Annotated in this window: 21 protein-coding genes; 5 read left to right on the top strand and 16 right to left on the bottom strand. The window is 36.5% G+C overall.

Translation table 11 applies throughout. The features are described 5' to 3' along the window. Positions 1-86 precede the first annotated feature (86 nt). The 6 genes from A9C19_RS02785 to A9C19_RS02760 all read right to left on the bottom strand — a co-directional run bounded on the left by A9C19_RS02785 (position 87) and on the right by A9C19_RS02760 (position 7,055). Positions 87-1,535, bottom strand: a complete 1,449-nt coding sequence (locus tag A9C19_RS02785) for a PAS domain S-box protein (RefSeq protein ID WP_072578544.1) — start codon at positions 1,533-1,535, stop codon at positions 87-89. Between the two features lie 456 nt (positions 1,536-1,991). Then, a complete protein-coding gene (locus tag A9C19_RS02780; RefSeq protein WP_072578543.1) occupies positions 1,992-2,486 on the bottom strand; it encodes a hypothetical protein in 495 nt (164 codons plus the stop codon). 24 nt (positions 2,487-2,510) lie between these two features. Beyond that, positions 2,511-3,713 carry an ABC transporter permease gene (locus A9C19_RS02775; RefSeq protein WP_072578542.1) on the bottom strand — a complete coding sequence of 401 codons (1,203 nt, stop codon included), beginning with the start codon at positions 3,711-3,713 and terminating at the stop codon, positions 2,511-2,513. Continuing rightward, positions 3,710-4,414, bottom strand: coding sequence for an ABC transporter ATP-binding protein (locus A9C19_RS02770; RefSeq protein ID WP_158515046.1), 705 nt, complete (start codon positions 4,412-4,414; stop codon positions 3,710-3,712). The genes A9C19_RS02775 and A9C19_RS02770 overlap by 4 nt, the downstream gene beginning before the upstream one ends. A gap of 228 nt (positions 4,415-4,642) precedes the next feature. Beyond that, the gene (locus A9C19_RS02765) at positions 4,643-5,497 is read right to left on the bottom strand and encodes an alpha/beta fold hydrolase (protein ID WP_072578541.1); all 855 of its coding nucleotides are present in this window, start codon (positions 5,495-5,497) and stop codon (positions 4,643-4,645) included. A gap of 313 nt (positions 5,498-5,810) precedes the next feature. After that, positions 5,811-7,055 carry a S1C family serine protease gene (locus A9C19_RS02760; protein ID WP_072578540.1) on the bottom strand — a complete coding sequence of 415 codons (1,245 nt, stop codon included), beginning with the start codon at positions 7,053-7,055 and terminating at the stop codon, positions 5,811-5,813. A 401-nt stretch (positions 7,056-7,456) separates the two neighbouring features. Between A9C19_RS02760 and A9C19_RS02755 the strand changes: the two genes are divergently transcribed. Both A9C19_RS02755 and A9C19_RS02750 read left to right on the top strand, forming a co-directional pair. Beyond that, on the top strand, positions 7,457-8,125 hold the full coding sequence (locus A9C19_RS02755; RefSeq protein ID WP_072578539.1) for a response regulator transcription factor: 669 nt from the start codon (positions 7,457-7,459) through the stop codon (positions 8,123-8,125). Further along, entirely contained in the window at positions 8,122-9,441 is a 1,320-nt protein-coding gene (locus A9C19_RS02750) for a sensor histidine kinase (RefSeq protein WP_072578538.1), read from the top strand. Before A9C19_RS02755 ends, A9C19_RS02750 begins: the two co-directional genes overlap by 4 nt. Positions 9,442-9,609: 168 nt before the next feature. On the opposite strand, the gene fumC is transcribed toward A9C19_RS02750, so the two are convergent. From fumC to A9C19_RS02730, 4 genes are all read right to left on the bottom strand, one after another. Then, the gene (gene fumC, locus A9C19_RS02745; RefSeq protein WP_072578537.1) at positions 9,610-10,995 is read right to left on the bottom strand and encodes a class II fumarate hydratase; all 1,386 of its coding nucleotides are present in this window, start codon (positions 10,993-10,995) and stop codon (positions 9,610-9,612) included. Positions 10,996-11,255: 260 nt separating this feature from the next. Continuing rightward, entirely contained in the window at positions 11,256-12,587 is a 1,332-nt protein-coding gene (locus tag A9C19_RS02740) for an FAD-dependent oxidoreductase (protein WP_072581710.1), read from the bottom strand. Between the two features lie 250 nt (positions 12,588-12,837). Continuing rightward, positions 12,838-14,739 carry an endonuclease MutS2 gene (locus tag A9C19_RS02735; RefSeq protein ID WP_072578536.1) on the bottom strand — a complete coding sequence of 634 codons (1,902 nt, stop codon included), beginning with the start codon at positions 14,737-14,739 and terminating at the stop codon, positions 12,838-12,840. A gap of 496 nt (positions 14,740-15,235) precedes the next feature. Further along, positions 15,236-16,021, bottom strand: coding sequence for a GNAT family N-acetyltransferase (locus A9C19_RS02730; protein WP_072578535.1), 786 nt, complete (start codon positions 16,019-16,021; stop codon positions 15,236-15,238). Positions 16,022-16,157: 136 nt separating this feature from the next. Between A9C19_RS02730 and A9C19_RS02725 the strand changes: the two genes are divergently transcribed. Beyond that, on the top strand, positions 16,158-17,432 hold the full coding sequence (locus tag A9C19_RS02725) for an MFS transporter (RefSeq protein ID WP_072578534.1): 1,275 nt from the start codon (positions 16,158-16,160) through the stop codon (positions 17,430-17,432). 159 nt (positions 17,433-17,591) lie between these two features. Here A9C19_RS02725 and A9C19_RS02720 read toward each other — a convergent pair whose 3' ends face one another. The 3 genes from A9C19_RS02720 to A9C19_RS02710 all read right to left on the bottom strand — a co-directional run bounded on the left by A9C19_RS02720 (position 17,592) and on the right by A9C19_RS02710 (position 20,122). Next, complete coding sequence (locus A9C19_RS02720; RefSeq protein ID WP_072578533.1) at positions 17,592-19,040, bottom strand: DUF4153 domain-containing protein; 1,449 nt, start codon at positions 19,038-19,040, stop codon at positions 17,592-17,594. A 132-nt stretch (positions 19,041-19,172) separates the two neighbouring features. After that, positions 19,173-19,793: an HAAS signaling domain-containing protein gene (locus tag A9C19_RS02715; RefSeq protein ID WP_072578532.1), complete on the bottom strand. Its 621-nt coding sequence runs from the start codon at positions 19,791-19,793 to the stop codon at positions 19,173-19,175. Then, on the bottom strand, positions 19,790-20,122 hold the full coding sequence (locus tag A9C19_RS02710) for a PadR family transcriptional regulator (RefSeq protein WP_072578531.1): 333 nt from the start codon (positions 20,120-20,122) through the stop codon (positions 19,790-19,792). The genes A9C19_RS02715 and A9C19_RS02710 overlap by 4 nt, the downstream gene beginning before the upstream one ends. Before the next feature lie 185 nt (positions 20,123-20,307). On the opposite strand from A9C19_RS02710, the gene A9C19_RS02705 reads away from it, so the two are divergent. Continuing rightward, positions 20,308-20,571, top strand: a complete 264-nt coding sequence (locus A9C19_RS02705) for a YiaA/YiaB family inner membrane protein (protein WP_072578530.1) — start codon at positions 20,308-20,310, stop codon at positions 20,569-20,571. 518 nt (positions 20,572-21,089) lie between these two features. On the opposite strand, the gene copZ is transcribed toward A9C19_RS02705, so the two are convergent. From copZ to A9C19_RS02690, 3 genes are all read right to left on the bottom strand, one after another. Next, positions 21,090-21,296, bottom strand: a complete 207-nt coding sequence (gene copZ, locus A9C19_RS02700) for a copper chaperone CopZ (protein WP_072578529.1) — start codon at positions 21,294-21,296, stop codon at positions 21,090-21,092. A gap of 11 nt (positions 21,297-21,307) precedes the next feature. After that, the gene (locus A9C19_RS02695; protein WP_072578528.1) at positions 21,308-21,640 is read right to left on the bottom strand and encodes a metal-sensitive transcriptional regulator; all 333 of its coding nucleotides are present in this window, start codon (positions 21,638-21,640) and stop codon (positions 21,308-21,310) included. Between the two features lie 234 nt (positions 21,641-21,874). Further along, positions 21,875-22,162, bottom strand: a complete 288-nt coding sequence (locus A9C19_RS02690) for a DUF3817 domain-containing protein (RefSeq protein WP_072578527.1) — start codon at positions 22,160-22,162, stop codon at positions 21,875-21,877. A gap of 147 nt (positions 22,163-22,309) precedes the next feature. On the opposite strand from A9C19_RS02690, the gene A9C19_RS21125 reads away from it, so the two are divergent. Continuing rightward, positions 22,310-24,208, top strand: a complete 1,899-nt coding sequence (locus tag A9C19_RS21125) for a LysM peptidoglycan-binding domain-containing protein (protein ID WP_158515045.1) — start codon at positions 22,310-22,312, stop codon at positions 24,206-24,208. Positions 24,209-24,226: the final 18 nt, after the last annotated feature.

Here is a 24,226-nt window from a genome sequence, read left to right as displayed (position 1 = left end):
TTCACCTGTATAGGCACCTCTATAGACTCAACAAATTGATAATCAACAAGGAGATGTTGATTTGAGTAGCGATTTTAGAAGACTCTCTAAATATGAACTGGGAACCTAACAGAAATCTTAGTTCCCGCATCATTGCTATCAATTTTTAGTTCTCCATTGTGTTGCTTAATAATCTCTTGACTAACCATAATTCCTAATCCAGTACCATTTTCTTTCGTAGTAAAAAAGGGAGTACCTATTTTCTTTACGATTTCTTTTGGAATCCCCGGCCCCTCATCTACTATTTCAATAAGGACGCAGCCATCTTCATTTTGTTTGGCATATACACTAATTGTCCCTGAAGTATCTGACATTGCTTCAATGGCATTCTTAATAAAATTAATAAAGACCTGTTTGATCTTATTCTCATCACAAACTATGGACACTGAATGTAGATGTATGAATGGTTTAATCGTTATATTATGTAAAATCGCTTGTGACTTTGTTAAAGCAATTACATGCTGAAGAATTTTCGCCACATTCATTGGTTTATAGTCCTTTAATTGTGGCTTTGCTAAAGCTAATAATTCACTTAAAATTAATTCAATCCGATTCATTTCAGCAGTTAATACTGGAAAATAATCCTTTCTATAATTAGTATCATCCTCCATTAATTGCAGAAAGCCCTTGATCGCTGTAATTGGATTGCGAATTTCATGAGCAATCCCTGCAGCAAGCTGTCCTGCAACAGAGAGTTTCTCAGAGTAAACCATCATATCATGAGCTAACTTTTTCTCCGTCAAATCTCTTAACATGATATATAACGCATGCTCCCCTTTATAAATGGTTGGAATATATTTCATTCCCAGCTCTACTTTAGTGCCTTTCACCGTTACCAATTCTTTCTCATATAGGACTGAGGATGCTCCTTGTATCGCTTCCTTTGCATACGATGGAAAAGGGTCCTCTTTAGAATGACAGAAAAACTCCTTTATATGTCGTGCAATAATTTCTTCTTTATTTTTTGCTCCCAGTAATGACGTGGCGGTTTGATTCACAAAGATAATTCGATCATTTTGAACAATAAGGACTCCATCTGGAGAATGCTCCACAATGCTTCGATGTAGGGCTTCACTTTCTTCAAGGTCTCTTTTTGTGTTATTTACTTCTGTCATATCCTTAGCTGTTCCATATACACCTATGATTTCACTATCCACAATTATGGGTGTATTGGTTACTTCAATCTCGCGTTTTTCCCTATTTTTAGTCTGAACCAAACAAGTAAAATGTTGGATTTCACCACTTAGCACTCTATGAAATCGCTCTTTAACAGCCTCAAGATCATCCATAACCAATAAATCCTTATATGTAAGCTCGTACAGTTCTTCCTTATTAAATCCTGTTGCTTGTTCACACGTTTCATTTACTCTCACATATCTTCCCGTTGTGTCGAGAGCATAATATCCTTCATGATGTCTGTCAAATTCAAAAAAATCACTATTTTTTATAAAAACTTCAAGCTTTTCTTTCTTTTTACTTGTCGTCTTTGGATTCATGATGTTCCCCTTCCATAAATAAATGACCACTGGTTCACTACTTAATATTGTAATGACACATTCCACTTTTTTCAAACAATTCCATAAAGTTTAAAGTATTTAAGTTCGGAGAAATAAGCTAGGAATATTTTAATAAATAAAATATACTTCGAGGACTTAGTTAGATCGTAAAGTATTTGAGCTGAATAATTACTACCTTGAGGATTTAAAAGCAGTTTATGTATAGCATGTAGCCTTTTTTGACAAATCATACGTTCGGGGTTTTTCTCTCTATATAGGGAGGGTAGCTCTTTTCTTCTTGCTTACCTGGATTTCACTTCTGAATGATGAACTATATTCATTGTAATGACTACCAAATAGTGTTTATGGAAAGAGTCCAAAAAAGACTGTAAGTAACTCTATTACCTTGAGTTTACCTACAGTCTACTAGTAGCACACCATTGTATCCTACACTTCTTATCTCGATTGATAAATATCCACTGACTCCGCTTTCAAACGAAAAAGACTGATTAATCCAGTTGCTTCATCAACTTCTTCCCCAACCTCTAATATACCGTACGCCCACAGTCCCTCTTGAGTGAAAGGCATTTCCTTACCATCTTCTGTATAAACTGCAATGGCTTCTAAATATTTTGGATTATCTGCCGAACAAAAAGGACATGCAGCCCCCGGCTCTGGAACAAGATAAAAAAATCGATTATCTATTGGAGTGAGTTCTGTCATATACCCTTTAATTCCAACTTTCTTTCCATCTAAAGCAAGCATTTCTTCTGTAATTTGTCCTTCGCCTGTAGTAGACTTCGTAAAAAATTGGTCAAAGGTAATTTCAATTAGTTGACCTTCATTCGCCTCAATTGTTACACCGTCGGCATTCACTTCTTGACTATCGGATTGACAGCCTGTAATAATAAACGTAGCTAGAATGAATACAATTCCAAGTAAGTTTTTCACCCAATTCTCCTTCCCATTCCCTGCTTACAATTTTTTATTCAGTTGACGATTCGTTACGAGAGTGGAACCAACTGAAACAAGTAGGCAAAGGAAAAACAACAAAACTAGATTAAGTATTAATGAAAAATTGATCGCTTCATTCGTAAGCATTAATCCCATTGTAGTAAAACTATATTCCTTAACGATGAAATACGTAATAACTGTTAAAACTCCGCCAATGCTTGTTCCAATAAAGGACAAGATGATCTGTTCTAAAAGTAGATTAAGCAGCACTTTTGACCGAGGTACCCCTAAAGCTTTTAAGATCTCAGTCTCTTTTTTTCGTTGGTTTACTGAGCTTAGAATTGCAAACACAATGAATAGCATCGCCATAAAGAGCGCAATCCCAACGAGAATCATTGCAATCGCGGTTCCACTAGTGAATGTGTCAAGTAGCTGTCTTAACACTGTCACAGGATAGACAGCCTGTACGTCTGCAAAAGCCTCTATTTCATTTTTAATAAGTGGTGCCAATCCAAGCTGCTCCGGTTTAATAAGTAAGGCGGTAATTTCCTTTTCATCCTCATGTTCTTCACTAGATGAATCGTCTTCTTCATGGTCGTGGACTTCCCATACACTTTCAATTGGAGTAAAGATGGCTTGATCATCAGCAGTACCTGTACTATTTAAAATACCTACCACTTCATAGGAGTAATCTTCATGCTCTATAGCATGCGTACCTCCCCCATGGTTACCGTGAAATTCATCGCCAATACGTAAGTCAGCATCCTTTGCTAGTTGACTTCCAAGAACAACTTCACCGGATTTTGCAAACCATTCTCCTTCTTTTAGTGTAAATCGATCTGGTAATCCCTCCCGAAAAGGCTCAAAAAAATCCAGATTCGTCCCTACAATAGAACGTCCCTTATATGAGTCACCCAAAGCTAAAGGAATCGCTTTTAACACATTGTCATCCTTTACTAGAGATTCATAGAGTTCATAGGGCACATTCCCGGTTGGGGTATCAACGTACATTAAGCTATTGAGAGTTAACTGTAATGGGCTGCCTTCTGCCCCAACAATTAAATCATAAGATTCCGCTTGCTTTTTAATTCCATCCTCTACACCACTTGAAATTAACAAAACAGAACAGGTTAACGCGACAGCAATAGCAATGGAAATAATCAAAAAGAGACTGCTCGTTTTTCGACCTTTTAAACTTTTTAATGTAAAAGAGAAAATAGTCATATCCCTAAAACCTCTTGAAGTGTGTTTTGATAAATGTTATTTAAGTCCTCCATTTTAACTGTTCGATTAAATAGATTCGCAATGGTAGGATCATGAGTTACAACAACAAGCGTATATTGATTTTCCGTGCAAATTGCTTGAATTATCTTCATAATTTCTAACCCTGTCTTCACATCAAGGTTACTTGTAGGTTCATCAATTAATAACAGCTTTGGATCATGAATCAGTGCCCTTGCAATGGCTACTCGTTGTTGTTGTCCTCTAGACAATACACTTACTTTATGATGAACTCTATGCTCAAGTCCCACTTTCTCTAATAAAGCCTCTGCCTTATGTACGGCATCTCTTTTTTTTAAAGACGTTGTAGCTAAAAGCTGAACTAGTACATTGTCTCGTGCACTCATATACGGAAAAAGGTCAAAGTCCTGAAAAACAATCCCGATACGTTCGCCGCGAAATTGGTCCTTATCTCCTTCACTCATTGCCGAAATATCTTTACCTAATATCTGAATCGTTCCCTTTGAAGGAGTTGTTAAGCCTGATAATAGATGAAGGAATGTAGTCTTGCCAGAACCACTTGGTCCCATCATACATACTTGCTCTGCTCTTTTTACAGTAAATGTATCTATATCTAATATCGTTTCTACTCCTTGTTCAGATGGAACGCTTCTCATGATCGACTTGCATTCAATAGCATTCATGACCTCACCCTTTACATAAGTAAAACTAGGCATATCGCCAAGTCTTTATGGCTAAACCTCTGTTTTCTCTGAATTCAATAGAAATATGTGTTTTAAAAATTCATTAGATAATTTTAACATTCAGATATTAAGATAATGTAAATATTATGTAAAAACTTGTCTAGAATATAGTGAAATTGTTACATTTTTGCACAAAAGAAAAGTGACGCAGCCATTTATGCTACGTCACTAAGATTGAAGATTACCTTTTAAAAAGTTTTTTATTTCCTCCTGAAATAGATCCGCCTCTTCCAAAAAAGGATAGTGGTTACTCTTATGAAATACAATGAGTTTAGAATTCGGTATTAACTCATTCATCTCTCTTGAATACGTTATGGGGCACTGTACATCAAATTCTCCACATATGATTAACGTTGGATTTGAGATGAAGATAAGCTTTTTCGTCACATCAAATAGTTGTACCTCTCGGCTAAAATATTGCAATCTAATAGGAGAAATTTTTTTCTCTATGTTCAATGAAAAAAGTTCATCATACTTTTCAGGCTCATATAAAGATAGTTTTATCCTTTCTTTACTAAGCTTCTTCCTCCTATCAATTGTTAAATCTGAACGTCCTAATTCTTCTATTAACCCCTGCATTTTTCTAAAATTCCCATGTTTTTCATTATAGATGCAGTCAGGAGAGAAGGTCATATACTCTCTTGCAGCTGAACTAACAATCATAGAGAATTTTAAGCTAGTTGAAAAGTAAATCCCATAAATGACTCCTAACATCCCGCCTGTGGAATGACCTGCAAATCCCCATCTATCAAACCCTAATGCTACACGTATGGCTTCCAGATCATAGATTGTTTCTAAAAAACTTAGCTCATATGGTTCGGTAGCTTTTACTGAATTTCCAGTCTCTCTAAGATTAATTAAGTAAACTTTATGGGTATGTACAAATGTTTGTGCAAAATAATCACCTGATTCATTAAATTCTGAGTACAAATGAGTAACACAAAGGGGGTCTCCTTTACCTTGCGTAAAAACCTCAAATGTACCACGAGGAGTTTGAACATTTATAGGTTTCCATTTTTCCATATTTCTCTCCTATCATACTATTACTATATTTTCTTCAAAATTGCTTAAATGGTGTTTTAAACATAATGCAGTCATTAAGACTGCCCCCCTATAAAATATAACAGATCTATAGCTAAAATTAGCCCTCCAAAAAACATAAATTCATTCATGTTCTACGCGAAGTAAAACCATTCTATTAGCGCTAATACACATAGTAAGAAATGATTAGTTGCAGCAATTATAATCGGAGGTAAGGATAATTGAAGTTAAGCCGCCAATCCTATTACTTGGCGGCTTTCATCTATATAAAGAGTAACAATGTTCAACGTTCTATTTATGCATTTGTCGCGTCACGATTTGTTAAGGTGATATTCACCGTCATTTTTTCTCCACCACGATAAAGTGTGACTTCCACCTCATCACCAATCTTTGTCTCTGAGTAGAGAATTCTTCTTAAATCATTGGAGCTAGTCACCTTTTGACCACCTAATGCTACTATTACATCCTGTTGGACTAATCCAGCTTCATCGGCTGGTGAGCCAGGAGACACATTTCCAACAATGACACCTTCTGTTACTTCTTCTGGAAGCTTCATATTTTCTTGTAAGAAATAGGCTGGTACTTCATTCATCTCTACTAACCCAACACCGATGAACGGACGTTGAATTTTTCCATTTTGCATTAATTCCTCTGCTATTGGAAGAACATCGTTACTCGGAATGGCAAAGCCTAACCCTTCCACACCACTTTGACTTATTTTCAGACTATTGATGCCAATCACTTCTCCGTTCATATTAATTAACGGACCACCACTATTCCCTGGATTAATCGCTGCGTCTGTTTGAATGACATTTAGAGCCCAATCTCCTTCTGATGTTGTTACATCAATGGTGCGGTCTATTCCACTAACAATTCCCTGAGTGACAGTACGTGAGAATTCTTCACCTAACGGGTTACCGATTGCAATGACATCTTCCCCTGTACGTAATGAAGAGGAATCTCCAAGATTAGCAACGACGGTGTTCTCCTGCGCTTCTATTTTTAAGACGGCTATATCTGTTAGGGCATCAGCTCCAACTAGTTCACCGGAAACCTTTTTCCCATCATGCAAGGTCACTTCAATATTTTGTGCTCCTTCAATTACATGATTATTCGTTAAGATGTACTCAATATCCCCTTCTTTTTTAAAGATAAAACCAGACCCAGTTCCTGCTTCTACACTCTGACTGTCACTTTGGCTCCTGCTAAATGGATTGCTAGTAGCAGCTTGTAAATTCGTGATACCTACAATCCCTGGTGATAGCGCATCGACAATATCAGCGATAGAATTAGTACTAAGAGAAACAGGTTGTGTTGGTGTATTGTCAGAGCTTGAACTTTGGCTTTGCGTCACCGTTTCTACTGCCTTATCATGATTTGTCACACTCACCTGATCAGGGGTTTGGTTTGTATAGGTTGTTACGCCAAGGACTAGTGCCCCACCAACTACTCCACTAATTATAGATGAGAAAATTGGTCTCAATGATTTACGCTCTTTTGTTTTTTCTCTTGTACTATCTGTTTCATCGTAATAACCCATTTCATATTCCTCCTACTTGTCATAAATGATGTGTTTTCTGTTTTATGCTCCTTGTGAAACGACAAATCCACCAATGATAATTAAAATAAATAGTAATGAAATACCCGTAAATAGAAGTGCTCTCATATCTCTTAACTCCTTGTCTTATTGCTAGGCTTTTTGTATAGATTGTTAAAGTCCCACGTACAGAATTCTCCACTGGGTATTATGTGTGAATGATGACTATATTCTTTGAAATGAATCGAAAATAGCAACAAAGTGGATGAGAAACGCCTTTTGCTTAAGGTAAGAATACAAAAAGAGTTTGGGAGAAAAATGAAAGAATTGTGGGAAATTGTGAAAAAAAACAACGGAACAAATTGGACATTGTATAATAAATACGAAGAGAGGAAGTGTTTCACTTGAGTTTTCGCGTTTATTTAGTAGAGGATGAGAAGAATTTAAATGAATTATTAACCATGTACTTAAAAAACGAGGGCTGGACGGTTACCTCTAGTATGACTGGTGCAGAAGCAAGGAACCTAATGAACGAGCCCCCTCATATATGGATTTTAGACATTATGCTGCCTGATGTTGACGGCTATCAGCTCATCCGAGAAATCAAAGCTAAAACTCCTGAGGTTCCAGTTATCTTTATTTCTGCACGTGATGCCGATATTGATCGCGTACTAGGATTAGAGCTTGGGAGCGATGATTATATTTCGAAGCCTTTTCTACCAAGAGAATTAATCATACGTGCACAAAAGCTTTTATCTCGAACTTACGGAGAACATGAGAAGCAAGCAATAACAATCCTTCCCCCTTATACCATTGATGAACAGGTACGGCTCGTCTATTTAGAGGGAGAAGAAGTAAATCTTACGTCTAAAGAATTCGATCTCTTACAGCTGTTTCTGCATAATCAGGGTCAGGCATTTTCAAGAGAACAAATTTTAGCAAATCTATGGGGAGATGATTATTTTGGTACAGATCGAGTAGTCGATGATCTTGTTCGAAGGCTCCGAAAAAAAATGCCAGAACTAAAGCTTGAGACCATCTACGGATTTGGCTATAGGATGTTAAAGGGATGAAAAATAAACCATTAGCCTTTCAAATTTGGCTCGTGTTCTCTGGAATTTTACTCGTCATCTCTTTATTACTTCTTTTCCTATTTCCTACTACGTTACGTAGTTTTTTCACAAATGAAATTTATAAAACAATTGAAAATGAACAACTTGTTCTAACTGAATATGGTAACCCAAGTGCCTTAAAAAATGAAAACCAAAAGGACCGATCTGTTGATCATTTAGTTGTTCCTATCCAAAGTCGCTATTACCTTTATTCCGAGGAACTTCCTAAGGATTTTATTACACAAACTCAATTATTAGCCGCAAATCAAGAAAACTCTGTTGAACGGTATGAAAAGAATTTACAAAATCAAACGCTCTTTTATGTTATCCGAAAAATTATTGTAAATGGTGAGCCAAGCTTTTTATTATCGTACTCATGGGATTCTTATCGAAACGATCTTGTTTTCACATTATTTCGACAGCTAATGATCGTGATGCTTATTGTCTTTTTATTCAGTTGGATTCCTTCTATCTGGCTCGCTCGTTATTTGTCCAAGCCCCTCGTTCAATTAGAAAAACATGTTACAAATATTTCTGAACAAGCTTGGCATGAGCCTGTTGAAGTTGATCGCAAAGACGAGATAGGCAAGCTTGGGCAAACCATTGAAACGATGCGCAAGCAGCTCGTTCGTAAAGATGAAGCACAGCAAACCTTGCTACAAAATATTTCACATGACTTAAAAACCCCTGTCATGGTCATTAGAGGATATGCTCAGTCTGTTCAAGATGGTATTTTCCCAAAAGGAGATTTACCTCATACAATGGAAGTTATTCAGGAGGAATCGGAGAAGCTGGAGAAAAAAATCAAAGATTTACTCTACTTAACAAAGCTGGATTTTCTTTCAACACGAAAACCTATAAAATCACCCTTTCAATTAGATCAACTTCTTATGGATGAAGTAGAGAGAATTAAATGGGCCCGCCCTCAGCTGGAGTGGGAGCTTACTATTCAGGAAGCAACAATTATAGGAGATTCTGAGCAATGGGAAAAACTGATCGAAAATTTAGTAGAAAATGCTCTCCGCTATAGTAAACAATATATTACTCTCTCACTAACTGACTACAATCATTACTGGGTTTTGCGCATCTGGAATGACGGTCCAACAATCGATGAGAGTGTTTTAGATAAATTGTTCGAACCATTCCAAAAAGGAAATAATGGAGAATTTGGGTTAGGCTTGAATATTGTGAAACGAATAGCAGATTTGCATGAAGCAAAAGTACGTGCCATCAATGAAAACAACGGTGCTGCTTTTTATATTGACATTCCGAAGTAGGGATTAGACGATGAATGAAAAAGGTCTGATAGCGTCTATATGACGAACCAGACCTTTTTCACTCAAACTTTTCTATATAAGTAGAGCAGCTCTTTTCTATCTTACTTACCTCAGGATTACGTGTGAATGATGATGATATAGCAACAAATCTTAAGGAAGAGCCTTTGCTTATTTAGGATATGTCATTGTTTCTGGTTTCACATATTCATCAAATTGCTCTTCAGTAAGTAATTTAAGCAAAACAGCCGCTTGCTTAAGCGTGAGACCCTCCTTATGTGCTAACTTTGCAATTTTCGCAGCATTTTCATACCCAATATGAGGGTTTAATGCGGTTACGAGCATAAGCGAGTCCTTTACATACCCTTCAATGACAGGAAGATTTGCTTCAATTCCTACAGCACAATGATCATTAAAGGAAACCATTGCGTCAGACAACAGCTGGACAGATTGAAGGAAATTATAAATAATCACAGGTTTAAATACATTCAGTTCGAAATTCCCTTGGCTAGCAGCAAACCCAATTGTTGCATCATTTCCCATTACTTGTGCTGCTACCATCGTTAAGGCTTCACTTTGAGTAGGGTTCACCTTACCAGGCATGATTGAGCTACCTGGTTCATTTTCTGGAATGGTGATTTCCCCAATCCCACAGCGAGGACCACTTGCTAACCAACGGACATCATTCGCAATCTTCATCGTATTTGCCGCTAATGCTTTTAAAGCTCCATGGACATAGACCGTTTCATCATGACTCGTTAAAGCATGAAATTTATTTTGTGACGAGATAAATTCTATTTTTGTAAAGCGACTAATTTCTTTCGCCACTCTATCTCCAAACTCCGGGTGAGCATTAATACCTGTTCCCACTGCAGTCCCACCTATCGCCAGATGATGCATATAGGTAGCCGATTCAGTAAGCATCTTCTTCGTTTGATGAAGCATGTGAGACCAGCCGCTAATTTCTTGCCCTAATGTTAACGGCGTTGCATCCTGTAGATGTGTACGACCAATTTTTACTATATCTTTAAATTGTTCTACTTTTTGATCGAGTGTATCAGCAAGTTTATCAATTGCTGGAAACAGCTTCGAATGCAGTGCTATGACTCCTGCAATATGCATAGCTGTAGGAAATGTATCATTTGAGCTTTGACTCATATTTACATCGTCATTAGGGTGAATCGTTACTTCAAGATTCTGCTCTTTAAGCCATTCATTGGCACGTCTTGCTACAACTTCATTTACATTCATGTTACTTTGCGTTCCACTTCCTGTTTGCCAAACAACTAAAGGAAAATGATCCGCTAACTTTCCTCCAATGATGTCATCACAAGCTTTCACAATTGCCTCGGCTTTATTCTTATGTAATTTGCCAAGTGCCTCATTAACTAATGCTGCACTTCTCTTTAAAATGGCAAATCCATTGATTACTTCTACTGGCATTTTTTCATGACCAATTTTAAAGTTCTGCTTACTTCGTTGAGTTTGTGCTCCCCAATACTTATCAGCTGGTACTTGAATTTCTCCCATTGTATCTTTTTCAATTCGATAATCCAATTCACACACCTCCGAAAAATAAACTACCTTTCTATTGTATGGCTTTTTTTGGATTTTAGAAAGCGATATACTTTTTGTTGATAGGCACCTTATTTACCGAACGAACTCTCTCCACTTTAATTTTTGGTTACTTTTTCAACTTGTTATAATCTCAATAAAAAGCGTGAATTCAAAATGAATTCACGCTGGAGGTGTTTCTATCTTTTCCAAGTATTTTCATTTTTTCATACTACCTGTTTTTACAACAGCCAGCTTACACCTTAAGACATCGCTTGTAATCCAGCTTGGTTTAAAAAGTTCCACGGCTTGTTATAATGTGGTTGGAAGAAGAAATCAACAAACCCAAGTTCTTCTGTTGTCATATTATTTTGGATACAAACTGAGAGCGTATTAATTGATTGTGTAACATCGACCTTAGACATTACCTGTGCTCCCACAATCCGTTTTGTGTCTTCCTCGTAAACAACCTTAAGTTGAATATCCTCATAAGTTGGCATGAACTCTGGTCGATCATGCTCATATATTGTGATACTTTTCACATTCATACCCATACGTAATGCCGTCGTTTCAGTTAATCCTGTCGTAGCGATGTTTTGGTCATAGATTTTAATACCTGAAGTACCTTGAGTTCCCATATAACGTATTGTTGGCTTTAATAGGTTTTTTGCTACAAGTGTCCCCATTCTTACGGCATTTGTTGCTAGTGGAATATAAGCATGCTCACCTGTAGGATTATAACGAATCGCACAGCTATCACCAGCCGCAAAAACATCTTTGTTACTTGTTCTCATATAGTCATCGACCTTAATTGCTCCATTTTCGAGCATGTCAATCTGACCTTTAACAAGATCGGTATTCGGCTTGAATCCAATACATAAGATAACAAGGTCTGCTTCATATAATCCTTTTGATGTTTCTACAGCAGTTACTTTGTTTTCTACACCTTTAAACCTTGTAACAGATTCACCTAATGCTAGCTTAACTCCTCGATTTTTAAAATCTTCCTCTAAAACATCCGTAAAAGATTCATCTAAATACTTACTTAAGATTCGCTCTTCACCATCTATTAACGTTACGTCCTTCCCACTCATTTCGAAGGCTTCAACTAATTCAATCCCAATATACCCCGCACCAACTACGACAATTCTTTCAGCCGTTTTTGCTTTATCTATAATTGTATTTGCATGATGAAAGTTTTTACATAATAATACATTTTTCATTAAAATTCCTTCAATTGGAGGGATGACAGGCCAAGATCCCGTTGTTAACACCAATTTATCAAACGTATCTTCTACAATTTCATTATTAATCAGATTTTTCGCTACCAATGTTTTGCTTTCAACATCAATATTTGTTACCTCATGCTGCATGAACATATTTACTCCAAGCTTCATTAATTCGTCAGGAGAACTATAGAATAAGCCATTTGGATCTTTTACAATTCCACCTACGTGCAAGGCAATTCCACAAGATAAAAAAGACACGTTATCATTCTTCTCATAAACATTTATCGTTGCATCTGGATATTGCTTTGCCATATTTGTAATAGCAGCAGTTCCAGCATGAGTACTTCCAATCACAGCAATTTTCATCATATATGTTCCTCCTAGAATTTTATTATGTGAAACATTTCACATAATAGTTTGTGAAGTATTTCACAACAACTTGATGACTTTATTATAATCCCCTTATCTAAAAAGTTCAATACTTTTTTGTGAAGTTTTTCACAAACTTTTTTTTTCTAGCAGCTTGATGCTTCTCCACTCATCATATTGTCTACAGATATCTTTGAAAAAAGATCGGCAAACGTCTCCTTTGTTTGCCGATCTTTTTTTTCGTTTATCATATATTATCGTCTTCTTTATACTCAATTCTCATTCCTTCTACATATTTTCGGTTCATGATTTTCTTTTTCTTACGAACATCTTTTTCTTCAAAAATCTGATCAAGGTCATATTCCTCTGGATATAATTCTTTTGCTTCAATAAAGGTTTTAACACGTTTATGATTCAGTTTTACTCTCTCACCCCTTACAATAAGTACGATCTCTCCCACTTCATTTGCACGTTGCTGAACAATTCCTTTTGTTTGCATATGAGGAATCCAAACAGCATCACCTGGTCTATACATAATTTGTGGCATACCATTAACTGTTTTTTCCTCATTTACTCGTTCTCTTTTTTCTTTTATCTTTGGTGTAATTCGCTGTTTTCCTTCAGGCTGTTGATAAGAAATCTCTTTGGCTCTATTTATTATGTGTTCTGGCATCCCAAGTCGCTTCGCTATAGAAAAGGCTTGACTCTCGCCTCCTTCTCCTATAAGAAGCTTATACAGTGGCTGCAATGACTCAAGATCAAAATCCATTGATCCATTTTCAAAGCCTGGTGCCATTTCGGCAAAGTCTTTAATTTCACTATAATGTGTTGTGGCTAACAAATACGCACCAGATTGATAAAGCTGCTCAAGAATAGAGACCGCCAATCCCATACCCTCTCTCGGATCCGTTCCTGATCCAATCTCATCAAGAATCACCAAGGTATCTCTTTGAGCTTGCTCCAAAATCCCAATGACATTTGTTATATGTGATGAAAATGTACTTAGTGAATGTTCAATACTTTGCTGATCACCGATATCGACAAACACATTTTTTACAATACTACATTCACTTTCAGGGCTTGCAGGAACATGTAATCCTGATTGAACCATCATCACTAATAGTCCGACAGTCTTAATAGTCACCGTTTTTCCACCTGTATTGGGTCCAGTAATAATTAAGGCATCATAATCTTTCCCTAATGTCATCGTTAAAGGAACTGCAGCTTCCCCTAAAAGAGGGTGCCTGGCATCTTTAAAAGAGAATCCACCTTTCTTATGAATGATGACTTCATTTGCCTTCATTGAATGACTAAGCTTTGCTTTAGCAAAGATGAAATCATATGAAACCATTCCATCTATATTGATGAGTAGTTCATGCTTAAATGTTGATGTTAATTCTGTTAATTCACCGAGAATACGTTGAACTTCAAGCTCTTCTTCTATTTTCAAATAAGCAAGCTCATCTTGAAGCCTTTGGAGCTCATTCGGTTCCATATACACGGTTTGACCACTTGCTGATTGATCAATAATCGTACCAGGAAATTTTCGTTTGTATTCATGTTTGACAGAAACGGTATATCGCCCGTTTCTAACCGTTATTACTCCCTCTTGTAAGTAACTCGCTGTTTTCTTCAAGATTTGAGCTAATTTTGCTTTAAGCTTTTCCTCAATGGTACTTATTTTACTTCTTGTTTTAGCTAATAACCGACTTGCATAGTCATCTAATTGGTTATTGCGAACACAACGGATAATCTCATTTGATAATTCCTCTAGTTCATATAGTGAATAAGCATAGGAACTAATCGTTGGAGCATGGTATTCCTGTTTTATCATGAATTTTTTTATTTTTTTCACACTGTCTAAAAAGGCATGTAAAAATTCAAACTGATCTGGAGTCGGAATATATCCCTTATCTATTAGGTTAACGATTTGCTCAACCCCATGAAGGGAATGAACCGGAATACTTGATGATCGTTCGACGATTTTACTTGCCTCTGTTGTTTCATTCAGCCACCTTTTTATTTTTTGTTCATCTGATATTGGTCTTAATTCTAATGCCCTTTGCTTCGCTCCTTCACTCATTGCGTACTCACTAAGTAGTGATAAGATCTTATTAAATTCCAGACTAGTCATTGCTTTTTGGTTCAACGTTTTTTCCTCCATTATAGTTAATAGGAACGAGAGAGTATTTATCATAGGCTTTGACCCAATGAATCTGTTAAATCTGGTTGTTGCTCCACTTCAAACCACAATGTGCTAACAATCAAGATTAACAGTGCCTTACAAATTAAAAAGGTGATGAACATGGCTGCTCATCACCTTTAAACCTCTCGTATAAACGACATACTGACCTAACTCATTCAAGCCTACCTTATCCCTTTGAATGGTATAAAAAAACCGTGCTTAAACAAGCACGGATAGGTTCGGTCACTATGCAAGAGATTACATTTGTGTAGAATCACCGTATTGTTCTTAACTCACTACAGAAGGAATAGGTAAATAAACCTTTACAAGGTAAAGATTTTTCACATTACGATCTGCAGTTGAAGTATTAACTTCGATTAGTTAAGAACAGTAACCCTCACAAAACACATCTCCTAAAATTTGTTACCCTTATCATAGTTCATCTCTAGTTTGTTGTCAATCACAAGCCTTTTCTAACATCTTCTAAGCTCTTTCCACCAAAGAATGCGTGGCCACCCATCATGGTTAAGATCGTTTCAAAGCCAGATTTCATATAGACCTTTTCCACTTTTTCGTTAATAGGCATAACCCATAACCGCTCTATATCCTTCTGTTCAACCTCCTGCTGAATAGAATGAATAAGCTGTCCTATTAACCCTTTTCCTCGGAAATCCTTTAACGTCGCAACGCTTTCTAATCGTGCATCTCGTTCATGTTCAAATACACAAGCCGTAGAGCAAGGAATATTGTTATATTTCAATAAATAATGCGTATATCCCGAATGCTGGAACTCTTGTTCAAAAGCCTTTTTTCTAATAGATCCTCCTAGCTCAGGAATTTCACACTCTATATCAATCGCTACCTGTTTATTTTCCTTTGTCACTTTTTCAATGGAAACGAGGGGATCCTGCTTAACATATACCTTCTTTGTCCAAAGCTGAACAGGGCTAGCAAATTCTTCAAAACCAAAGCCTCTTTGTTTTAAGGCATCTACGAAATCCTGATGCTCCTCATAATGACTGAGGTAAAATCTCGGAATAAGTTTTTTCGACTGATAAAACGTAACAACTTCTTCAATAATTTCTTCATAGTGACCAGTATAGGTAGATATATTCGCATGATTCGCATCATAGTAATCAGGCTGGTCCTCGTTGAAAAACAAATATCCCCAGCTTGTATCTATTTTAGTAGCAAAGGATGAAATATACGCTATGTCTAATTCTTCAATATCCTTTGTATTCATTATATGCTCCCCCTTATTATCTTCCTTCTATTATTTTATCAATAACGATATCCTTCCATCTACTTTTTTCCAACTCTATTAACATATTATCGCACTAAAACTGTTATAATTTACAATGTGCATCGAAAGGGGAATGTTTATGTCTTTTCTACAACAAAGATTTTCATCGAAAAAGGCTCCGGTGAATACTTCTTTTTTCTACGGATGGGTCATTGTCCTACTATCAGCCCTTGCCGTCTTTTTTTCTGGACCTGGTCAAACCTATTCCATATCATTATTTATTGATGAATACATAAAAGAATTTGGTTGGAGCCGATCAATGGTTTCTTCGATTTATTCTACAGCTACCTTACTAGCTGGCTTACTCTTATTTCTTGTTGGACGTATGATTGATAAGTACGGACAAAGGAAAATGGCCATTGTAATTGGTGGTATGCTTGCATTTGCATGCTTTTGGAATAGCTTTGTTTCAAATGTAATCATGCTATTTATTGGTTTTTTTCTTATTCGTTTATTCGGTCAGGGATCCATGTCACTTTTACCCAATACGCTTGTGCCCCAGTGGTTTATTAAATATCGTGGGCGTGCCTTTAGCTTTATGGCAATTGGTGGTTTTGTCAGTTCTGCGGCACTACCAATCATCAATGCTTGGTTAATTACTCATTATAATTGGCAAACAACATGGGTGGTTTGGGGCATATTGCTATTGCTAATTTTTTTACCACTTGCTTTTCTTTTTATTCGAAATAAACCAGAGGATATAGGTTTATTACCTGATGATACAAAAATCACTCCTCAACAAGAAGGAATGAATCAGCCTGAAGAAGTTCTTGAGGAAAATTGGACGTTACAGGAGGCCAGAAAAACAAGTACATTTTGGTTACTCCTATTCATTGTTGCTATTCCTGCATTAGTCAATACAGGACTGACCTTTCATCTAGTATCCATTCTTGGTGAGGGTGGAATGTCACCCGCTATTGCGGCCATGATTTTAAGCTTAATGGCCATTCTCGGGTTTCCCATCACCTTTATTTCTGGATTCATTTTAGAACGAGTAAAGGTCAACATATTGCTCGCACTCATCTTTATCGGTGAAATGATTATGATCGTAATTATGCTTTTTACAGATACTTTGTTAATGGCGATACTATTTGGGGTTGTTTGGGGAATAACCGGAGGAGTGGAAAGAATTACTCTCTCCATTGTTTGGCCGACCTATTTCGGTAGACAGCACATTGGAAGTATTAAGGGTATTGCTATGACAATGATGGTGATTGGTTCTGCATTCGGTCCTTTACCATTTGGTGTAGCATTTGATCTTTTCCATGGATATACTGAGATTTTACTGATCACCTTAATTTTACCGATTGCTGCGGTCATTGCATCCTTACTAGCAAAAAAACCTCAAAAATAGTGACTAACAACGAGGCTTGGACAGAAGTGCCTGGCACCTTATCGTAACGACTATATGTACGCACTGATTTATCTAGTGTACACAATAGATTGTATTCGAGGGTGCCTGGCTCTTTGTTTTGTCCCAGCCTCGTTACTTTACCTTCTTAAATAAACCTTTTTAACTTCCTCTTTCCTCTCTCCACTCTTTTAGCTTAGATTTTGCTCGTTCCCTTGAAACATTGTAAGACTGCCAAGTTGTAGCGTCATTTTGCCTCTCGTAATATTTTACAATCAACATGTCATCCATTCGATCATGTTGTAGTTCAACTAATAAGGGAATTGCATCATCCGAAAGGGAGTCTAGGTAGTCAAAATCTAGTTTTCCCGTTGCCTCATACCGCTCCAGGTTTTTCTTTACAATAAACTGATCAATATTGACATAATTTATCACCACATACCCAATTAAGGACACAGCGAACATAGCTCTTAAAAGTTTACATCTCTCATTAAACACCTTATACATAGCTATACATAGAAGCATACCTAGTAAAATCATAAAGCTATGGGCAAGAACACGAGAATAGGTATATCCATACGCTTGCTCATATAAAGATAATCGAAAAAAACCTGAAGCCAACATAACAAAGGTAAATAGAACAAGAGAGCTTAACAAAATCTTAATTATCCTTGGTAAAGTAGGGGTTTCCGCATTCCCTAAATGTGTTACGACAAAGAGGATACCTAGGTTAATCACTGCTACAAAGGTTAACTCAGTGAAGCCACGTCTTGCATATTCAGCATACGTAAAGTTAAGTGACGCACTAGCAGGGTCACTGTTAAAGAAGTAGGTAAATTGTACAACTGTGTACAATAAATACACAATGTTCACTAATAAAAGGATCGTGCTAATAATAATTTTATCCATTTTTATAGGAATAGACTGTTTCTGTTCTCCACTAAACACAAGTGGTCTAGCTAAAACAATAAAGAAAGCATATATAGCGAATGACACAAACAGGACAAGTACAATCTGAAAGAAGATACTCCCCATATTTGCCTGATATAAATAGTCTGGTATTCGCCCAAGTAAAAGTTCAAACTGTTGATCTGATGATATAAGTAAAAAGAGAACAGCCCAAAGTAGTGGAACTGAAATGAGAAAGCCAATTCCCACTTTCTTTATAGTTTGATAACGTTCATTAGTAGCGAAGCCTTTCCCTACCCATTGAACGACTTTAAATAATTTAAAGAATTGGCCTACAGATTCGAAAAAAGTTAGGAAAAGAGAGTGAACAAACAATCGATTACTCCATTGCTTTACATCCCACCTCCTAGAATGGATCATGTGAACAAACATTAATAGCGGCACCAATAAAATATTCAGAACATGAAAATGTAAATTAGAAGATAAGGCAACATTCATTGAAAGGAATAGAACTGCCCCTAACATCAGGTAATCAAAGATAGTTTGTTTTTCCTTGTTGTTTTTTACTACTAGGAAAAACAACAAATAAAGATAGAAAACGTAAAGAGGATAAGAAACTCCAACTCCCTTATTGTAAAAAAAATAATGAAACAATACTCCACATGAAAAACAAAGAATACTATTTCGTGCTGTCAATTGCATATCATTCTCTCCTTTTATACATAGAATTACTATGTATTAGTGCGTGTAGAAATATACATAGAAATTCTATGTATATAGTCGAAATTAGATAAAAGTACGTGAGTTCTAAGTGAAATAAACTTAAAACCCACCTTATACTGAACGATACATGCCTAGATAATAGAACAGTTTACTTATTGGATATAACAAAAATGTCATAACAACACAAATATAGATAAAAGCAGGTGTTAAAAATGGTTGAAACCATTGTACTGGAATCAATTCAAACAATGTCATGAACATAAGCAAGACATTTGGGAGTAAGCACATGAAAAATGTTCTTGAAAAAATCTTCTTACCTAGAGCACCATATTCACGTCCAATCTCAAATCCTAGAAGCATCCAAAAGAGCGTGTATACAACAACAATGGTTAGCGGAACGCGAGCAAGAATTCCCCAGGCTTCTGAGAATAAAGAACCCTCATACATATGGTAGCAAAATGTAAGTAAGCCCCCTATAAAAAAGAACATAAAATTACAAAAAACAAAATTTTTGCTGACAAAGCTCTTTTGAGCAGGTTGACCTATTTCAAACTGTTGTGCAATTTCCACCGGATCTCCCATCGCCTCAAGAATTTCTTCTATCGTTCGTTCTGGGTAATCTGCCTGCTTCTCTACAATATGTGCTTCATATTCTTTAAGGATCTCGTGTTTTGAAAATGAATGAGGCAAGGCTCTCTCAAGATCTCGTAAATATTGTTCCTTGGGACTCACAGCGATTCCCTCCCAATAATTCCGTCTATCATTCTAACAAATTTGCCCCACTCTCTTGTTTTTTCCTTTAAGATTTCTTTTCCTTCTTCTTTAATAGAATAATATTTACGAGCTGGTCCTTTCGGTTGCTCTTGCCAATATGTTTCTACATAGCCTTTATTTTCAAGCTTATGAAGTGCAGGATAAAGTGTTCCTTCCTTTACTTCAAGAGAATGGCCACTTCTCTTTTCCATTTCTTTAACGAGCTCATAGCCATACATATCTTTTTCATCTAAAAGTTGAAGCAATATTAAGGATGTACTCCCCTTTATTAATTCTCGATCAAACATCAAATCACCTACCTCGAATAATTAGGTATAAGTATAGTCTTTATTTTACACATATTTGGAAACAAATCAAGTAGCATAATGAACATACACTTTTTTTTACATCTTTGTTATTTTTTATATTTCACAAAATTTATTTTATGATATATTTAGTCTGTATGGTATTTAAATCCAAATGAGGTGATGATATGCAGAAATATCGTAGGAGAAATACCGCAGCATTTACCGGTGTTGCGTACTTTACATTTTTTGCAGGTGTAGCTCTATTTTGTATTGGACTTTATAATGAAACAAGTCTTGAATTAAATGAAAAAGGCTACTATATTGCTGTGATGATTTTAGTTGCTGTGGGTGCAATCTTAACACAGAAGGTAACACGTGATAACGCTGAGGATAAAGACATCATTGCTGAGCAAGAAAAGATGCAATCTAACTCAAATTCAAGCATGTAATAAGATGGTTGACATGATTAATTTTATACAATAAGAAGTAAAACGCGAAGGGTATGTGGCTAGATCTTGAAGCGCTTACCTACTAGGAATGAATTTTTAACGCTTCCTAAGCATGCAGAGCAAAGAGAGGCTGCGACATAAGTGTTTTTAGTTAATGAGAAAACCGAACGATCAGGTGATTTTCTAATGAAAGTCTCCCATATCGTTCGGTTTTTATTCTTTGTTCCTACATTTATTATTTATGTATACGATTGGTAATCGCTAGTGTAATGGAGCGAAAAGACACTTGACTCCGGCGGGAGGTAGAGGAAAGGGTGAGACCCCACAGACGTAGCCGATAAGGCTAAAGCTTCCTCCCTAGGAAAAAGCAGTTCATTTTTGCCCCGCGGAAAGCAAGTGGCAGCGGAATGGAACGTACTTGTTCTTCCACCACAACATATTAATAAGTAACAATGTGTCATACGATAATCGTTTGTCTTTTTAAAGAATGATTGAGTTTTAACCCAACCTCTTTTTCATTAAACGACCTCGTAGCCTTGATCGTCAATGGTTTCCTTTATTTGCTCAAGTGTAACCTGCTTAGAATCAAATTCAATGTCTACTGTTCCGTTCTCTAGGTTTACTTTTACACGTTCTACACCAGTTAGCTTTGCTACGCTTCCCTCAACTGCTTGTACACAATGATTACAGGACATTCCTTCAACTTTTAATGTACTATTTTCCACCTTCATCACTCCTATTTTTTCATTAATCTTTGAACCGTTACTAACAATTCATCAATGATTTCTTCATCGCCCTCTTGGATTCGCTCAACAACACATGTACGTAAATGACCTTCTAAAAGAAGCTTTCCTACTCCATTAAGTGCTGCCTGAGTTGCGGAAATTTGTGTAATAACATCATCGCAATACGTATCCTTTTCAATAAGAGATTTTATTCCTCGTATTTGGCCCTCAATTCGATTTAAGCGAGTAATTAAATTCTTCTTTACTTTATCTGAATGGTGACTTGTTCTTTGCTCTGTATGTCCCTGTCCATGACAGCTTTGATCATTAAACTCTGAGCTCATCTAACGTCCCCCTCTTTTTTACCTCATATCTCTATTTTAGTATACCCCCTAGGACTATTCAAAATAAATGTTTCCATCCTTTTTTCAGCATTGCAAAACGAATGGAAAATCGGACCATCTCCTTTAAGGTACCTGCTGATTATAAGATAGCACCCTTATGTGCCAGAGAGATGTCGGACAATGAGGAAACGAAAGTATCTCCTACTAAAAAAAAGCCAACATACGTCAGCTTTTTTACCTTTTTGTTTTTAATTGCTTGTCTAAATAGAAAGTACCAAAGGGAATAAATGCCAAAAATACTGCCCATACTGCCCATAAGAAAGTCCATCTCTTTTGAAACAGAACAATTGCAACCATTAGGGCATAGGCAACAAATAAGAATCCGTGCATACCTCCAACAACGGTGACAGCCATAGGGTAATCAAACATATACTTTAGTGGCATAGCAATTAAAAGCAACACTAGATAGGAGACCCCTTCCAAAACACCTGTAAAGCCTAAAGTATGTACTGTTGATCGCATTTTTATCAACTCCATTATTAAAGCGCTCTCTTTTATTATACAAGCTATTTCTATACCAACACAATGACCTATAACAAATTATCAACAGCAAAAGTAAGGATAATGAAAAGGTCTTTCTTTCATACTAAGAGAAGGAGGTATGATCTTATGAACTTTTTATCGAAATATCATATTGAGAAAGAAACAGAAGGTGTTACCTTAACACTCTACCTTTCAGACTTTGATACAGAATTTGCTACAGAATTAGGCACAGCTGTTTCGACATCACATCAAGAACAAATTCAAGAATACGCAATTCGTCGGTTTCCAGATCTTAAAATCAATGCTATCAAAGTCGTCGTAGGCGGGATCTTTGTCTGTATGTTTTCCTTTACTGGAGCTTTACAATCTAAAACGACTGTAAAAGCAGCCTCATTAAGTCAAACAGAAACTCAACCCATACCCTATACAGTAAAAAGTGGAGATTCCCTTAGTATGATTGCAAAAAAATATCGTATTTCTACACATGAATTAAAACAATATAACAAATTCACAACTGATTTACTATATGTTGGACAAAGGATACATATTCCTCTCATTCATTATACCGTGAAATCTGGGGATACATTATCAGGCATTGCTAAAAACTATCAGACGACAGCTGTGAAGTTAAAACATATAAATGAGCTATCTACAGACACAATTTATTTACAGCAAACCTTGCTCATTCCGATTACGACCAAACCAGGAGCAATAGATGAACAAAATCAATCTGTCAAAACCGCTTATTATACGGTTCAGCCAGGGGACAGTTTATCCGTTATTGCTAAGAAATTCAATACTTCTGTAGAATCACTCAAAAAGATAAATCGATTATCATCAGATCTTATTCATATAGGACAAAGATTAAACATGTCTACGTTAGAACCCGAAACGTCCGAAATACAGAAGCCTGATGACTCACTTTCCTATCAAGTTAAAAGTGGCGATAGTTTATCTGTTATTGCTAAAAAATTCGGTCAATCTGTTGATGCCATAAAGAACAGTAATGAACTATCCTCCGATAGGATCTATGTAGGCCAAGTCCTCACCATCCCTAGTGCATCACCATCTATCCAGGAGCCTACTAAAAAAGATGGAATTCCTGATGTCTACAAGGTGACAGTCGGTGATACATTGTCAGGCATTGCCAAAAGATACGGTCTCAATGTTGAATCCTTAAAAGAAATAAACAGCTTACAAAGCGATACCATCTATTTAAATCAAGAACTTCGCTTAAAAGCTATTCCTACTCTACAGACCTACACTGTTAAAAGTGGGGATACACTATCGGAAATCGCAAAGAACTACAACACAACAACTGAGAAGATCATGCAGGTAAATAATATGGTGACTCCTTTCATTGTCGTTGGTCAAGCCTTAACCATTGAAAGCCCAATTTCACCTTCAAAGGAAACTGAGCAAAGCCTATCAAAGAATACTTTGACCTATACAACACATCTTGTAAAATCAGGAGATACTATTTGGGATCTTAGTGTGAAATATGAAATCCCACAAAGAGAACTGTTAAAAGTGAACGGACTATCTACATCTAGTACCCTTTCAATAGGACAAAAGCTTACCGTTCCAGTCCATCAAATTGCCGTGCAAAAAACAGTCAGTGAACGTCATGGAGAGTATTTAGATTGGTGGACAGAAGCTCAATATGTTTTCCCAATAGGTAAGACTGTTACAATTACAGATCTCCAAACCGGAAAAAGCTTCAACATTAGACGAACAATTGGAGCAAATCACGCTGATTGTGAAACCATTAGCAAAACAGATACAGCCATTGCAAAGAGTATTTGGGGAGGATTTAGCTGGACAACTCGTCCTGTCCTTGTTGAGGTAGATAAAAGAAAGCTTGCTGCTAGCATGACTTTTTATCCGCATGATGTGGAATATATTAAAAACAACGGAATAACAGGGCACTTTGATGTTCATTTCAAAAACTCTACTCGGCATAAAGATGGAAGAATTGATCCTTATCACCAAAAAAGCATTAAAATAGCTGCTGGTGTTCAGTGATTTAGACCATTGAGAGGC

It is taken from the genome of Bacillus weihaiensis, assembly GCF_001889165.1.
Lineage (GTDB): Bacteria > Bacillota > Bacilli > Bacillales > Bacillaceae > Metabacillus > Metabacillus weihaiensis.
This window is presented reverse-complemented; position numbering and strand designations above follow the sequence as displayed.

Coding starts and splice junctions, on each gene's coding strand:
- A9C19_RS02785 (WP_072578544.1), bottom strand. CDS start 1,535: ATGAATCCAAAGACGACAAGTAAAAAGAAAGAAAAGCTTGAAGTTTTT.
- A9C19_RS02775 (WP_072578542.1), bottom strand. CDS start 3,713: ATGACTATTTTCTCTTTTACATTAAAAAGTTTAAAAGGTCGAAAAACG.
- A9C19_RS02770 (WP_158515046.1), bottom strand. CDS start 4,414: ATGAATGCTATTGAATGCAAGTCGATCATGAGAAGCGTTCCATCTGAA.
- A9C19_RS02765 (WP_072578541.1), bottom strand. CDS start 5,497: ATGGAAAAATGGAAACCTATAAATGTTCAAACTCCTCGTGGTACATTT.
- A9C19_RS02760 (WP_072578540.1), bottom strand. CDS start 7,055: ATGGGTTATTACGATGAAACAGATAGTACAAGAGAAAAAACAAAAGAG.
- A9C19_RS02750 (WP_072578538.1), top strand. CDS start 8,122: ATGAAAAATAAACCATTAGCCTTTCAAATTTGGCTCGTGTTCTCTGGA.
- A9C19_RS02740 (WP_072581710.1), bottom strand. CDS start 12,587: ATGAAAATTGCTGTGATTGGAAGTACTCATGCTGGAACTGCTGCTATT.
- A9C19_RS02725 (WP_072578534.1), top strand. CDS start 16,158: ATGTCTTTTCTACAACAAAGATTTTCATCGAAAAAGGCTCCGGTGAAT.
- A9C19_RS02720 (WP_072578533.1), bottom strand. CDS start 19,040: ATGCAATTGACAGCACGAAATAGTATTCTTTGTTTTTCATGTGGAGTA.
- A9C19_RS02710 (WP_072578531.1), bottom strand. CDS start 20,122: ATGTTTGATCGAGAATTAATAAAGGGGAGTACATCCTTAATATTGCTT.
- A9C19_RS02705 (WP_072578530.1), top strand. CDS start 20,308: ATGCAGAAATATCGTAGGAGAAATACCGCAGCATTTACCGGTGTTGCG.
- A9C19_RS02695 (WP_072578528.1), bottom strand. CDS start 21,640: ATGAGCTCAGAGTTTAATGATCAAAGCTGTCATGGACAGGGACATACA.
- A9C19_RS02690 (WP_072578527.1), bottom strand. CDS start 22,162: ATGCGATCAACAGTACATACTTTAGGCTTTACAGGTGTTTTGGAAGGG.
- A9C19_RS21125 (WP_158515045.1), top strand. CDS start 22,310: ATGAACTTTTTATCGAAATATCATATTGAGAAAGAAACAGAAGGTGTT.